This is a genomic window from Nonomuraea sp. NPDC050404, from assembly GCF_040655495.1.
GTDB lineage: Bacteria > Actinomycetota > Actinomycetes > Streptosporangiales > Streptosporangiaceae > Nonomuraea.
This window is the reverse complement of record NZ_JBFAKB010000022.1, coordinates 186,747-200,219: the sequence shown is the minus strand read 5'-3', so window position 1 is coordinate 200,219 and position 13,473 is coordinate 186,747. Positions and strand designations below refer to the sequence as shown.

Annotated in this window: 12 protein-coding genes; 9 read left to right on the top strand and 3 right to left on the bottom strand. The window is 70.9% G+C overall.

What is annotated here, in order from left to right; genetic code table 11:
- The first annotated feature begins 7 nt into the window (after positions 1-7).
- The 4 genes from AB0I81_RS45245 (at position 8) to AB0I81_RS45230 (ending at position 6,487) form a co-directional block, all read left to right on the top strand.
- A complete protein-coding gene (locus tag AB0I81_RS45245; protein ID WP_360671398.1) occupies positions 8-370 on the top strand; it encodes a CU044_2847 family protein in 363 nt (120 codons plus the stop codon).
- Positions 333-4,568, top strand: a complete 4,236-nt coding sequence (locus AB0I81_RS45240) for a trypsin-like peptidase domain-containing protein (RefSeq protein WP_360671395.1) — start codon at positions 333-335, stop codon at positions 4,566-4,568. Before AB0I81_RS45245 ends, AB0I81_RS45240 begins: the two co-directional genes overlap by 38 nt.
- A gap of 32 nt (positions 4,569-4,600) precedes the next feature.
- On the top strand, positions 4,601-4,741 hold the full coding sequence (locus tag AB0I81_RS45235) for a hypothetical protein (RefSeq protein ID WP_360671392.1): 141 nt from the start codon (positions 4,601-4,603) through the stop codon (positions 4,739-4,741).
- A 423-nt stretch (positions 4,742-5,164) separates the two neighbouring features.
- The gene (locus AB0I81_RS45230; protein ID WP_360671390.1) at positions 5,165-6,487 is read left to right on the top strand and encodes an MFS transporter; all 1,323 of its coding nucleotides are present in this window, start codon (positions 5,165-5,167) and stop codon (positions 6,485-6,487) included.
- Positions 6,488-6,534: 47 nt separating this feature from the next.
- On the opposite strand, the gene AB0I81_RS45225 is transcribed toward AB0I81_RS45230, so the two are convergent.
- Entirely contained in the window at positions 6,535-7,275 is a 741-nt protein-coding gene (locus AB0I81_RS45225; protein WP_360671387.1) for a class I SAM-dependent methyltransferase, read from the bottom strand.
- A 116-nt stretch (positions 7,276-7,391) separates the two neighbouring features.
- Here AB0I81_RS45225 and AB0I81_RS45220 point away from each other — a divergent pair, with 116 nt between their 5' ends.
- Positions 7,392-7,883 (top strand): hypothetical protein, encoded by a 492-nt coding sequence (locus AB0I81_RS45220; RefSeq protein ID WP_360671384.1) that lies wholly within the window; start codon positions 7,392-7,394, stop codon positions 7,881-7,883.
- A 326-nt stretch (positions 7,884-8,209) separates the two neighbouring features.
- On the top strand, positions 8,210-9,514 hold the full coding sequence (locus tag AB0I81_RS45215) for a family 43 glycosylhydrolase (protein WP_360671381.1): 1,305 nt from the start codon (positions 8,210-8,212) through the stop codon (positions 9,512-9,514).
- A gap of 81 nt (positions 9,515-9,595) precedes the next feature.
- On the opposite strand, the gene AB0I81_RS45210 is transcribed toward AB0I81_RS45215, so the two are convergent.
- Positions 9,596-10,363, bottom strand: a complete 768-nt coding sequence (locus tag AB0I81_RS45210; protein WP_360671379.1) for a MerR family transcriptional regulator — start codon at positions 10,361-10,363, stop codon at positions 9,596-9,598.
- Between the two features lie 161 nt (positions 10,364-10,524).
- Between AB0I81_RS45210 and AB0I81_RS45205 the strand changes: the two genes are divergently transcribed.
- The 3 genes from AB0I81_RS45205 to AB0I81_RS45195 are packed head-to-tail and all read left to right on the top strand — an operon-like array spanning position 10,525 to position 13,261.
- Positions 10,525-11,610: a sensor histidine kinase gene (locus AB0I81_RS45205; RefSeq protein ID WP_360671377.1), complete on the top strand. Its 1,086-nt coding sequence runs from the start codon at positions 10,525-10,527 to the stop codon at positions 11,608-11,610.
- 31 nt (positions 11,611-11,641) lie between these two features.
- Positions 11,642-12,235 (top strand): response regulator transcription factor, encoded by a 594-nt coding sequence (locus AB0I81_RS45200; RefSeq protein ID WP_360671374.1) that lies wholly within the window; start codon positions 11,642-11,644, stop codon positions 12,233-12,235.
- A 45-nt stretch (positions 12,236-12,280) separates the two neighbouring features.
- The gene (locus AB0I81_RS45195) at positions 12,281-13,261 is read left to right on the top strand and encodes a hypothetical protein (RefSeq protein ID WP_360671371.1); all 981 of its coding nucleotides are present in this window, start codon (positions 12,281-12,283) and stop codon (positions 13,259-13,261) included.
- On the opposite strand, the gene AB0I81_RS45190 is transcribed toward AB0I81_RS45195, so the two are convergent.
- A complete protein-coding gene (locus AB0I81_RS45190) occupies positions 13,226-13,471 on the bottom strand; it encodes a hypothetical protein (protein ID WP_360671368.1) in 246 nt (81 codons plus the stop codon). The two genes, AB0I81_RS45195 and AB0I81_RS45190, sit on opposite strands and share 36 nt — an antisense overlap.
- Between the last annotated feature and the right edge of the window lie 2 nt (positions 13,472-13,473).

Here is a 13,473-nt window from a genome sequence, read left to right as displayed (position 1 = left end):
GGAAGCCATGACCTATCTCGTGGAGTTGCCCGTCAGCATGGCGGACGGGCCGTCGCAGGTGGTGCGGGTCGAGGTCGAGCAGATCGACGAGGGCCTGGTCAGAGTCGCCAGGCCGGGGCAGGTCGTGGCGCGGGCCACCCGCACGCTGGGCGACATGCTGGCCACCGTACGGCCGATCGCCCATGATTTCGTGGACGGTTTCCGCGACATGGCCCGCAGGCCCGATGAGATCAGCATCGAATTCGGCCTGTCCCTGTCGGCGGAGGCCGACGTGGTGATCTCCAGCACCTCGGCACAGGCCAACTTCAAGGTCTCACTCGTCTGGAACACGGGTGGCGCCACCCCGGAGGACGACGATCGAGCCCTCTGACGCCGATGCCCGTGCCGCGCTCGAAGCGGCCGTGCTCCAGATCCAGGACCGGCGGGGCGAGCCGGTGGGGCTGGGCTTTCTGGTCACCGACGAGCTGGCCCTGACCTGCGCGCACGTGGTCAGCGCCGCGCTCGGCACGCCTCCGGAGATCGGGCCGGAGGCCGGCGCCCTGCTCGACGTGGCGCTCCCGCTGCTGCGCGCCCCGGACGACCCGCCGCGCATGACGGCGAGCGTGGAGCACTGGGTCGCGCCGCGGCCGTCCGGCGCCGGTGACGTCGCCGTGCTGCGGCTGAGCGCAGCGGTGCCGGGCAGCCGCCCGATCCGCCTGATCGAGGAGCCGGATGTGTGGCAACATCCGGCGCGGGTGTTCGGTTTCCCCGCCGGCCGCTCCGGCGGCGTGTGGCATGCCGCCGTGCTGCGCGCGCGGCAGGCCAACGGCTGGGTGCAGGCCGATCTGGCGGGCACCGGCTACCGGGTGTCGCGCGGCTTCAGCGGCAGCCCGGTGTGGGACGAGGAGCTCGGAGCCGTCGTCGGCATGATGGCGCTGGCCGAGGAGGGCGATCCGCCCGCGAGCTATCTCATGCCGACGGCCGGCCTGCTGGCCGCCTGGCCCGGCCTGCGGCCACTGGCGCTGCCGCCGTCGCCGTTCCGCGGACTGTCGGTGTTCGAGGAGTCGGACGCGGCGCTCTTCCACGGTCGCCGCACCGAGTCCGAGGCGGTCGCGGCCATGGTCCGGAGTGAACGCTGGACGGCGATCGTGGGCCCTTCGGGCTCCGGCAAGTCCTCGCTGGCCCAGGCCGGAGTCGTCCCCATGGTGCGGCCCGACGGCACCTCGGTGGTCGTGCTGCGGCCCTCGTCGGGCAGCAGCCCGGCGGCCGGGCTCGCCGCGGAGCTGCTGGCGCTGCTGGAGCCGGAGTTGTCCGAGACCGACCGGCTCGACCGCCTGCCGAAGCTCACCCGGGCCCTGCTCAGGCCGCGCGGCCTGGCGGACGTGGTGCCGCGGCTGCTGAGGCGGCAGGCGAGCCATCGGCTGCTGATCGTGATCGACCAGTTCGAGGAACTGCTCGTGCACGGCCGGGAGGCCACCGACGAGCTGGCGGGCGTGCTGTTCGACGAGGCCCTGCCGGACACCGTCCGGGTGCTGACCACGCTGCGGGCCGACTTCCTCGGCGCGGCCCTGGCCAACCCGGCGCTCGGCCACGCCTTCGACGGGCGGCGGGTGTACGCGCTCGGCCCGATCCACGCGGGCCGGCTGCGTCAGATCGTCACGCTGCCGGTCGAGACGGTCCCCGGTGTGCGATACGAGCCGCACCTGGTCGAACGCATCCTCGATGACACCGGCACGGGCTCCGGCACGCTCCCCCTGCTCAGCTTCGCCCTGAGCCGGCTCTGGCGGGAGCAGCTCCGGCGCACGCCCGGCCGGCTCACCCACGAGGCGTACACGAGCATCGGCGGCGTCGCCGGCGCGCTGCGCGAGCACCTGGCTGAGGTGTGGGCCGCCTGCATCCCGGAGGCGGACGAGGCCACCGCGCGGCGGTTGTTCACCCGGCTCGTCCGCGTACCGCTGGAGTCCTCCACCGTCACCCGCAGGATGGCCACGCGCGACGAGCTGGGCCAGGACGAATGGCATCTGGCCCAACGGCTCGCCGTCACCCGACTGCTGGTCATCGGCCGCGACCCGGAGGGCGCCGAGACCGTCGAGCTGATCCACGAGGCGCTCATCGCGAGCTGGGACATGCTGGCGGGCTGGGCGGTGGAGGATCGCTCGTACCTCGTCTGGCGGGAGTCCCTGCACCATGACAGGCGCCGCTGGGACAAGGGCGGGCGCGACCCCGACCTGCTGCCGACCGCGGCGACACTGGCCGCCTCCCAGGACTGGCTGCGCAGGCGCGCGGCCGAGCTCACGGCGGACGAAGCCGAATATCTCGAACTCGGCCGCGTCCACCACCTCTCACGCCGGCGCAGACGCCTGCTGCTCCGCTCCGGCCTCGCGGTGCTGGTCGTGTCGACGGTGCTGTTCAGCACCCTGTTCACGTACGCGCAGACGCGGAGCCAGGAGCGTGCGGCGCTGGCCAACTCCCGGGCCCTGGCGCAGTTCTCCCAGGACCAGGCCGCGTTCGATCCGGCTCTGTCGGTGAAGCTGGCCCTCGCGGCGTACGAGACCTCACCCACGCAGGAGGCGCGCAGCCAGTTGCTGCGGCAGTACCTGACGTACTCGGGCTCCGCCCGCGTGCTGTCCGGCCTGCTGGGGACGGTCGCGCAGTTCCGGACCAGCCGGGACGGCGACGTGGTCTTCGCCAGGACCACGATCGGCCGCGCGACGCTGTTCGTGCACGCGCTCGACGGCACGACGCGCAGCGCGCACCTCCCCGTCAAGCACGTGGTCTTCGCCATGGTGTCGGCCGACGGCACCCGCGCCGCGTTCGTCTGCGAGAACGGCACGGCGGGCTGGTTCGAGGTACGCCGGGACGAGCCCGGGATCATCGGCCCGGTGCACCAACTGCCCAAGGTGCCGGATCTGATCACCTACACCTACGAGAAGAGGCACGGGTTCGCCATGTCCGCGGACGGCAGGATCGTCGTCGTCCGTTCGGGAGAGGACCTGGTGTGGTGGGACCTCGGCAGAAACACCGTCGGCGGACGGGTCAGGACTCCCGCGGACGTGGGCGGCAAGTGGTGGGTCGGCACGGATGACCGGTCCCTGTACATGGAACGATCCAATACGAAGGAGAAACATCCCACGGGCCTGATTGTGCTCGACCTGATCACCGGCGAGACCCGGACCGTGCTGAGCGACGTGGACGCCGTCCTGGTCTCCGGCGACCGGTCGTCGGTGGCCGTCTGCCACGCCGGCGAGTCGAGCGTGAGCTACAGCCTGCGGCGGCTCTCCGATCTGTCCCGGCAGGGACGCGGTCACCGCGATGACGGCACCTCCTTCTGCCACCTCGACGGCATCGACCTGACCGGACGCCACATCGTCACCAACGGCCTGAACGACCCGTCGCTGGTGGACCTCGCCCAGGACAAGGTCGTGGGCCGGGGCGGCCGGTTCGACGGTGCCACGGCGACCGCCTGGGAACTGCCGACGAGCGGCGGAAAGACGTTCCTCGCCGCGCACACCGGCTCGATGATCGGCTACCTCGATCTGGCCTTCATTCCCAGCGCCGTCACGGTGGAGCAACAGGTGTTCGGCAAGGACGCCCGCACGACCGTCAACGTCGTGGACGGCGGCACGCGCCTGCAACTCCATTCCACGGAGCGGGACGACGACGGCGATCCGCTGATCGCCGAGGCACGCCGGCCGGAGCCGGCCTGGATGCCCAACAACCATCCCCTCAAGCTCGACTCGGACCGCGGGCTCCTGGCCGACTGGGACGCCGCGGACACCATCTCCGTCAGGGAGGTGTCCACATTGCGGCAGCTGGCGCGGATCACCGTGCCCAAGCCGCCGCCCGGCTCCGAGCTCCAGTACTTCTTCGACCGCGGCGGACATCTCGTGACCGTCTCCGGCAAGCAGGTGCAGCAGTGGGACGCGAGCAGCGGCGAACAGCTCGCCCATCTGGACCTCCGGTCCTTCCCCGCGGCGAATGTCGGCCCCTATCCGGCGGACAACCAGGTGGCCGTGCTCATCCAGGCCGACTCCTCGGTCCGGGTCGTCGATCTCGTCACGGGACGTACCACGTCGACCGTGAAGGTCCCCGCCGACACCGTCGGCACGCAGTTCGATCCCAGCGGGCGCTATTTCGCCGCCCTGCGCAGCGGGGGCGTCATCGAGCTGTGGCAACGAGACCCCCTGCGCAAGACGCTGGGGCCGCTGCGCAGCGTCGCCGAGGACACCTTGAAGCCGTTCGTGGCCCGTTTCCTCGACGGGGAGGGCCGCTACGTCGTGGCCGCCAACAGCTCCGTACGGATCTACCGGGTCGGCGACCCGACCTACCGCGACTCCCTCGACTTCGGCCGCACCCCCTCCAGCAGCAGCCTCGCGGACGACTCCTACGTCTTCCGCGACCTCTCCCCTGACGCCCGGGCCGTGGTCTACCAGGGCTCGGACAACACCGGCGGGCCGCTGCGCCTCGACCCGGCCCTGTGGCGGCGGGAATTGTGCGGCGTGATCGGCAACGGGGAGTTCACCGCCGAGGAGGGGGCGAACCTTCCGGTGCCCGTCCCGGCTCGGCCGCTCTGCCCGAAGAACACCTGAGCTTTCCGCAGGTCTCACTGACCAACGCCAGGATGGCCGAGGTCCACCGGGCCGCCAACGCCGAGTTGCGCGACGGCCTCACCGGCGCGCTGGCCGCCGCGCAGGACTCCGGTGAGCTGGCGGCCGGGCTCGACCCGCGGGCGGTGGTCAGGCTGCTGCTGGAGGGAGCGTGAACACGAATCGGGGGTACGGCGAAGGGCCCCGACGGCTGGGAGACCACCGAGTTGATCTTCGAGCAGCGGCACTCCTCCCAGCATGCGAGCGGCGGTGCTGCGCGATCCTGGTGGTCAAGGTCGTGGACACGATGCCGGGCATCCCGGGCCGAGGAGTTGCCGAGCGGGTCGGGTAACATCGGCGACATGTCTGCAGCTTCGTGCGCGGCCGCCTGTGCCGCTGTGACGAGGACGCTCCGCTAGCGGCGGAGCGTTCGTCCCATCTCCTGTTGAACGTTGCGCCGCTTCGAGGTCAAGCCGAAGCGGTACGTTCGTGCTGCTCGGAACGTCTTCTGAGCAACGGAGCACTTGGTGGTCTCAGGCATTCTCCAATCGCGCCGGGGCAGTTCGTCCCCTGCGCGCGCGTGGCTCGTGTTGTGCTGCATGGCCATGCTGCAGTTCTTCATCGCGGTCGATGTGACCGTGGTCAATGTCGCCCTGCCCTCGATCGGGTCCGACTTCGATGTCGAAGGTCACGCGCTGACCTGGGTCGTCGTCGGGTACACGATCACCGGTGGCGGGCTGCTGATGCTCGGCGGCCGGCTGGGCGACATGCTCGGCCGGCGCCGCATCCTGCTGCTCGGCACGGCGCTGTTCGGTGGCGCGTCCCTGCTGGCCGGGCTCGCGCCGTCCTTCGGCCTGCTGGTGGCGGCCCGGCTGCTGCAGGGCGCCGGTGAGGCGATCGCGCTGCCGGCGGCGATGGCGGTGATCGTGCTCATGTTCCCCGAAGGGCCGCGCAGGTCGCGGGCGCTGAGCGTGTGGGCGGCCGTGGCGAGTTGCGGGCTCGTTCTCGGGTTCGTGGTCTCCGGGGTCATCACCCAGCTGTTCGGCTGGCGGTGGATCTTCCTGGTGTCCGTGCCGTTCATCCTGGTCGTGCTCGTCGCGGTGATCTTCCTCGTGCCGGGTGAGCGGCCCGCCGGGCGCGGTCCGCTGGACCTGCCCGGCGCGCTGCTGCTGACCGCGGCCCCGTTGTTGCTGACCCTCGGGGTCGTCGAGGCGGGCGAGGGGAGCGGCGCATTGCCGTGGTTGCCGCCGGTGGCGATGGCCGGCGCGGTGGCGGCCGGCGTGCTGTTCGTCAGGGTCGAGCGCCGTTCGCCGGACCCGCTCGTGCCGCTGCGGTTCTTCCGCAACCGGCCACGCGTCCTGGCCAACCTCGCCACGGCCCTGCTGAGCGCGGCGCTGTCCACCTCGTTCCTGCTGTTCACCTACTACCTCCAGGACCGGTTGAGCGTCGGCCCGCTCCAGGCGGGTCTGACGATGTTGCCGCTGGCGGTGTCCCTGATCGTGGTCTCGGTGCTGGTCCCCCGCCTGCTCGAACGGTGGGGCGCGCAGGTCTGCGTGCTGACCGGCATCGGCTTCACCGTGCTGGCGATGGCCGCCATCGCGCTGGTCTCCCACCTCGGGGCCCCCGCTCCGGCGATGGTTCCGGCCATGATGCTCATCGCCGCCGGGATGGGGTTCGGGATCGTCGGGCTGCAGTACGTCGCGGTGACCGGCGTGACCGAGGACGACGCCGGCATCGCCTCCGGCGTCCAGCGGGCCGCCGACCAACTGGGCGGTTCCACCGGGATCACCCTGTACGTCGGCATCGGGTTCGCTCCCGCCCTGGGCGGCGTCGAGCCGTTCCTGGCCAGCAGCCTCCTGGCCGTCGCCGGGCTCGTCGCGGCCGGATTCGTCGCCCGGCGGATCTCCGTACCCGCCGGCTGATCTCAGGAGCAGGGCCGCGCCCGTCCGGGGGCGCGGCCCTGCCGTGCTTATGTCGCCTCGCGCATCAGGATGGCGTGCCGGACATGCCGCCAGCTGGGGTCCTCGCCGTACGCCTTGGTGGCGCGCAGTTGTCCGCCGTGGGCGGCCGCGATGGCCTCGACCTCGCCCCGGGGGATCGGGTGCATGCGCATGGGAGCCGGATAGCGGAAGATCGCGCGCTGGATGAAGCGCATGAGCCCATGCGGGATCACTCGCACGGCCAGCCCCCGCGCGGTGTGGTTCGCCCTGTCGGGGACGCCGACGACGACCGCACCGCCCGGCCTGGCGATCCGGAGCAGTTCCCGCAGGTAGTCACGGGCCAGTTCCGGTGGGAGATGTTGCAGCACCCGGTCGGTGTAAACGAGATCGAAACTCCCGTCGCCGAAGCAGGCGAGGTCGGGCTCCGTCCTGTGCACGAAACGCACCCGGCCGCCGCTGCGGTCCAGGCGGCGCGCCTGCTCCAGCATGGGCTCGGAGATGTCCACGCCGACGACCTCGGGGAAGTGCCTGGCCAGCGCGTTGGTCAGCCGTCCCGCGCCGCAGCCGAAGTCCAGTGCCCGGCCGCGCGGGACGCGGACGCCCTGCTGCTCCAGCCAGGCCAGGTCACCGTCCACCTGCGTGATCCCGGTGGCCAGGAAGCCTTCGTCGGACCATTTGCCGTGGCGTTTTCCCGGCTCGACGAGAACCGCCCAGAGCGGGTCGCTCCGGCCCAGCTCGGTCCAGTCTTTCCTGATCTCGTCCAGGCTCACACCTGAACCGTAGCAACCCACCATCGTGCATCTATTCGCTCAAAGTACCGACAAACACGCAAGATCGCGCTATTGTGCGGCGGGTCCGTTCAGCCGTCACAGGAGTCACTCTCTTCATGCGGAACGTAGAAACCCTGCCCACAGAAGCCTCCCGGACCGCCCGCCGTCGCCCGAAGCTGCGATTCCCGCTCATCTCCACCGTGGCCGCCGCGGCCGTGGCGGCCGGTGTCCTCGCCGGGGGCGCTCCGGCGACGACGCACCTCGACCCGCAGACCGTGGCCGCCCAGTCCGCCTCGTTCAGCCTCGCCTATGTGAGGGTCGCCGGCTCTTCCAAGATCAACCAAGACGGCGTCACGTGTTACACGGGCAAGCTGGGCTTCGGCATCGGCCTGGACTCCACCCAGATGGGGGCCAAGTTCTCCTACCGCTGGATCGTGGACGGCAAGGTGCTCGAGAAGGGCACCAGGAGCCTGCCGTCCCACGCCCGGAGCGACTACTTCGGCTCCAAGAAGCTGGTCACCAAGGACCTGGGCACCTCCCACAAGGTCACCTTCCAGCTCACCTCACCGCAGCGGCTGAAGAAGTCGACCACCTGGGTCATGTGCTGACGCCCTGACGACGTCGCGGAGCCGGCGCCGTACACGCCCGATTCGCTCCGACGGTTCAGGCGGAGTTCGCTCGGCTACGCGCGGGTGTCACGACGGTCGAGGATCGCCGCGGTCGCGGCGATCAGGCCGCCGGTGAGGATCCCGTCGATCAGCCTCTGCGCCACCCCTTCCGGTGGCCGCCGACGTGCTCCTCATCCGTACCAACGTTACCGGCCGCCCGCCGTCTGACAGCGGTGTGAGAATCTTCTGACTCAATTGCCGAGAAACCTCTTCCCTGCGGCTTCCCCATGATCTATACCCGTGGTTACGGATGATCGGAGGTCCCCATGCGGCTGTTCGGCCGACTCTTCCTGGCGTTCACCACGGCCGTGGTCTGCTTACCCGCGATCGGCGCGCAACCGGCGGCGGCCGCGGTGGCCCCCACCAAAATGATCAACGCCGACTTCCCCGATCCGGACGTCCTCCAGGTCGGCTCCACCTTCTACGCCTACTCCACCAGTAGCCGGGCCGGGCGCATCCAGGTCGCCAGCGCCCCTTCCGCCACCGGGCCGTGGACCGTACGCGGGGACGCGCTGCCGAACAAGCCGTCCTGGACGGGGAGCGGCGGGTTCTGGGCGCCCGACGTCTCGCGTCGCCCCGACGGCCGCTACCTGATGTACTTCACCGGCCCCAGCACCGCCGCCGGCCGCATGTGCATCGGCGCCGCGACCTCGGCCGACCCGCTCGGCCCCTTCCAGCCGACCAGCGGTTCGCCGCTCGTCTGCGACGCGGCCGAGGGCGGCGACATCGACCCGTCGAGCTTCGTCGACGCCGACGGCAAGCGGTATCTGCTCTACAAGAACGACGGCAACGCCGTCGGCCGGCCCACCATCCTGTGGTTGCAGCAGGTCGGCGCGGACGGCGTCACCTTCATCGGCGGCCGGAGGGAGCTCATTCGCAACGACCGGCCCGAGGAGGCCGGGGTGATCGAGGCGCCGGTGCTGGTCAAGCGGGCCTCCCAGTACGTGCTCTTCTACTCGGCCGGCTCCTACACCAACAACACCTACTTCACCAGCTACGCCGTGTCCCCGTCGCTCACCGGGCCCTACACCAAGGCGTATCGGCCGCTGATGACGACCGCCACCTTCGACGGCGCCGTACAGGGGCCGGGCGGGACCGACGTGATCGGCAACCGCGCCTTCTTCCACGGCTGGGTGGGCAACGGCCGCCACATGTACACCGCTGCGCTGGGCTGGGCCAACGACCTGCCGGTCGTGCGCGGCAGCCGGGTGCGGTACGAGGCCGAGCGCGGCACCCTCAACCGGGCCGAGGTGCGTACCGGCGCGGCCGGGGCTTCACAGGGAGCCGTCGCAGCCAAGATCGACTACGCGGACAGCTGGGTCGACGTGCGGGTGTTCGCGCCGGTCGCCGGGGCCTACACCGCGTACGTGGCCTACGCGGCAGGCTACGGCGACGCGCAGCACCGCGTGACGGTGAACGGCGGCACGCAGTTCACGCTCGGCTACCCCAACCGCGGCTGGGACAACTGGACGCAGGTGTCCGCCCAGCTCACACTGAACGCCGGCTGGAACACCCTGCGCCTGCAGCACCAGACGCGCTGGGCGGAGCTGGACTACATCGAGCTCGCCTGACCCGGAGTCCGGACGGGTCTGCCCATCGAACTCACCGGCCTGGGCGCGCCGGGCCGGTGATGACGGGCAGGCCCTCACCCCTCAGCTCAGCCGGATCTGCGCGTACGCGGCCATGGCGTCGCGCATGTACGCGGCCAGCCCTTCGGCGATCCGCTCGTAGTTCTCCCTGAACCGCTCCTCCTCCACCTGCATCCGGCCGAAGTGGATGTACTGCTCCGCGGTCGGCGTCCAGAACCGGGTCAGGTGCCGATAATGGGCGTCGAGCTCAGCGAGCACGGCGGGATCGTCAACCGGGGTGCCGGCGACCATGAGCTCGGCCATCCGGATCATTCCCGCCGTCGCCTCCTCCTGCATGCGGACGAGCTCCTGCGGGGTCGTGCTGTCCAGGAGCTCCTGCTGCCCGGCCTGCTCCCAGTGCTCCGGCCACCGCTCGCGGGCCTCGGAACCGTACCGTGTGCTGTCGAGTCCCTCGAACAGGTTCTCCGGCCTGCTGATTCTGGTCATGCCGTCCTTCCCTTCGTTGCCTTCGAGTTCGGCGATGGTCCTGGCCACCAGGCCAGCCACTGTCGCCAGCCGGTCACGCTCCCGCAGCAACCGGTGGTGGTGCTCGCGCAAGGCCGCCACCGGGTCGGTGTGCCGGTCCACGATCCCCTTGATCTCGGTGAGGCCGAGGCCCAGCTCCCGCAGGACCAGGATCTGCTGCAACCGCAGCAACTGGTCCTCCTCGTAGTGGCGGTAGCCGTTCACGCCGGTCCAGGCCGGCGCCAGCAGGCCGATCTCGTCGTAGTGGCGCAGCGTCCTGGACGTCACTCCCGACATCCGCGCCACCTGTGCGATCGACCACGCCATGACCTGCCCACCCGTTCCCTGCCGAGCACCGGACCGGATCTTTCCGGCCTGTTCACGACGGTAGAAGTTGACGCGACGACAGAGTCAAGCTGCCGCCCGATCCCCTGACTTTGTGACATTCGTCAGGGTTCAACGGAAGTACGGCTGGCTAGGGTAAACGCATGAAGGGCCGGTTCTGGACCTCCGTCTACCTCGTCGTCCTGGGGTGGCCGGTGCCCGCCTTCCTGGCCTCCGAGCCCTCGGGTGTCATGGTCGGGCTGATGGTCATGGGGGTGGCGTCCTTCGTCACCCTCTATCTGCGGATCGTGTGGACCGCGCTGGGCCGCCCGCACCGCAACACCACCCCGTACTCCCTGATCCTGCTGTACGTGGTCGCGGCCGCAATGGTGCCCCTGCTCGGTGAGATGTGGATGTTCGCGACGTCGTACTTCCTCATCACCGCGGCGGCCTCGGCGCTGCCCCTGCGGGCCCTGCCGGCGGTCAGCGGGGCGGTTGTCGTGGCCATCACGCTCGCCCTTCCGCTGCTCGGCAGGTCACTGGACGACTACTGGTGGATGCCGCTGCAGACCGTCGTGTTCACCGTAGCCATCCGTGCCTTCCTCCAGCTCGACTCCGCGAACAGGGCGCTGAGCGAGGCCAACGTCGAGGTAGAGCGGCTGGCCGTGGACAACGAGCGGCTGCGCTTCGCCCGCGACATGCACGACCTCCTCGGTCACAGCCTGGCCGTGATGACGATGAAGAGCCAGCTCGCGGGCAGGCTGGCCACCACCGACCCGGAACGGGCCAGAGCCGAGATGGAGGAGGTCGAGGAACTGTCCCGGCAGGCGTTGTCGGAGGTACGTGAGGCGATCACGGGTTACCGGGAGTTGTCGCTGCCGGGCGAGCTGGACGGCGCCCGCCGCGCGCTCGGCACCGCGGGCGTGCGACTGGAGGTGGTGGCGGTAGACCCGCTCCCGGCCGACATCGAGCCCGTTCTGGCCTGGGTGGTCCGGGAGGCCGCGACGAACGTCGCCCGGCACAGCGGCGCCCGCCACTGCCGTATCCGCCTCGGTGTCGAGGACGGGGAGGCGTACGCGGAGGTGCGCGATGACGGCCGCGGGCCCATCAAGGCCGCGGACGCCGACGGCAACGGGCTGCGCGGCCTCGCCGAGCGAATCCATGTGGCGGGCGGCACCTTGCACGGCGGGGCCGCCGAGGGCGGCGGCTTCCTGCTGAGCGCCCGACTGCCCATGACGGACCCGGCATGATCCGCGCCCGACCACCCATGACGGACCCGGCGTGATTCGCGTCCTGCTGGCCGACGACCAGCACCTCGTACGCGAAGCGCTGGCGGCGCTGCTCGGTCTGGAGCCTGACATCGAGGTCGTCGGCCAGGTGGGCCGCGGCGACGAGGTCGCGGGCGCGGTCGCCCGGCTCGATCCGGACGTGGTGCTGCTCGACATCGAGATGCCGGGCCGCGACGGTCTCACCGCGGCGGCGGAGCTCACCGGCGTACGCGTGATCATCCTGACCACCTTCGGCCGCCCCGGCTATCTGCGGCGGGCCATGGACGCCGGCGTCGCCGGGTACGTGGTCAAGGACGCCCGCGCCGGTGAGCTGGCCGACGCGGTGCGTCGCGTGCACGCCGGGATGAGGGTGTTCGACCGCAAGCTCTCCGCCGCCAGCCTCTCCGTCGGCACGAACCCGCTCACCAGCCGCGAACGCGACGTGTTGCGCGCCGCCAACGAGGGCGGCACCATCGCCGACATCGCCCGTCGCCTCTACCTGTCCGACGGCACCGTACGCAACTATCTGTCGTCGGCCATCGGCAAGCTCGGCGCCCGCAACCGGGCCGAGGCGGCGCGCGCCGCCGAGTCCAAGGGCTGGCTCTGACGAACGTCACTACCGGCCATGTCCTGGTCTGGCGAGGCTGAAGACATGGGAAGACGTATCGCGCCCGCGCTCGGGCTCTTCTTGCTGTCACCGCTGATCGGCGAGTTCCTGCTGGGCAACCTGCCTGTCACCATGCTGTTCGCGCTGATCACCCTGGCCCCGCTGTACGGGGGCGGCGCGTTGCTCATCCGTGAGCTGGCCCGGCGCCGGGGGGCCGGCTGGCCGGGCATCGTCCTGCTCGCCATCGCCTACGGGCTCATCGAGGAGGGCCTGGTCACACGCTCCCTCTTCAACCCCGGCTACGCCGGGATGGAGCTCACCTCGTACGCGTGGATCCCCGGCGTGGAGGTGAGCGCCTGGTGGGTGAGCTTCGTGCTGGGCGGCGTGCACGTCGTGGGCAGCATCTGCGTGCCCATCGCGGTCACCGAAGCCCTCGTGCCGGCCAGGGCGACACAGCCTTGGCTACGCCTTCCCGGGCTGGTGACCGCCGGGCTGCTGTTCGTGTTCGGGGCGGTGGCCACCTCCCTGTTCGACCCGGCGGCGTACCAGCCGTCCATGACCCAGATCGCCGGAGTGATCGTCCTGGCCGGGCTGCTGATCGTCCTCGCCATGCGCCGCCGTCGTCCTGTCGCCGGGGCGGCGGGGCGGGTTCCCGGGCCATGGGTGGTGCTCGGCTTCTCGTTGGTGGCAGGGGCGGTGTTCTGGCTGGCGGCCATGGCCCTCGACGTGCTCGGCGCGTGGCTGGTCGTGGCCGTCAACATCACCGTATACGCGACGGTCTGCACCCTGGCGATCCGCTGGTCCCGGCGTCCCGGTTGGGGCCCGATCCAGACGTTCGCACTCGCGGCCGGCGGCGTGCTCACCTACGCCTGGCACGGGTTTGCCCAGGTCTCCGCCGTACCGGTGGAGGCGGCCATCGACCTTGCGGGGAACACCGCCTTCGCCCTGGCCGCCGTCGCGCTTCTCTCCGTGGCCGCGACACGTCTCCGATCACCGCAACCGCGCTCGGGACCGGCCCTGGGCTGATGGCGTGAGCACGGCCAGGCGGGTGAAGCCCGCTGAGCCGTGGCCGGCGTCGATCGCCCGTTGTACGGCGGCCCGTGCGGCGGTGAGCACGCCGTTGTCCAGGTCGTTGGCGCGGATGGTGTGCAGGACGTGGTCCATGCTCGCCGCCGCCGAGATCATCGTGGAGGCGTCGCCCGGGTAGTGGTCGGCGGTGAGGTGCTCGGCGACCACGT

Coding starts and splice junctions, on each gene's coding strand:
- AB0I81_RS45235 (WP_360671392.1), top strand. CDS start 4,601: ATGGCCGAGGTCCACCGGGCCGCCAACGCCGAGTTGCGCGACGGCCTC.
- AB0I81_RS45220 (WP_360671384.1), top strand. CDS start 7,392: ATGCGGAACGTAGAAACCCTGCCCACAGAAGCCTCCCGGACCGCCCGC.
- AB0I81_RS45230 (WP_360671390.1), top strand. CDS start 5,165: ATGGCCATGCTGCAGTTCTTCATCGCGGTCGATGTGACCGTGGTCAAT.
- AB0I81_RS45215 (WP_360671381.1), top strand. CDS start 8,210: ATGCGGCTGTTCGGCCGACTCTTCCTGGCGTTCACCACGGCCGTGGTC.
- AB0I81_RS45245 (WP_360671398.1), top strand. CDS start 8: ATGACCTATCTCGTGGAGTTGCCCGTCAGCATGGCGGACGGGCCGTCG.
- AB0I81_RS45210 (WP_360671379.1), bottom strand. CDS start 10,363: ATGGCGTGGTCGATCGCACAGGTGGCGCGGATGTCGGGAGTGACGTCC.
- AB0I81_RS45195 (WP_360671371.1), top strand. CDS start 12,281: ATGGGAAGACGTATCGCGCCCGCGCTCGGGCTCTTCTTGCTGTCACCG.
- AB0I81_RS45205 (WP_360671377.1), top strand. CDS start 10,525: ATGAAGGGCCGGTTCTGGACCTCCGTCTACCTCGTCGTCCTGGGGTGG.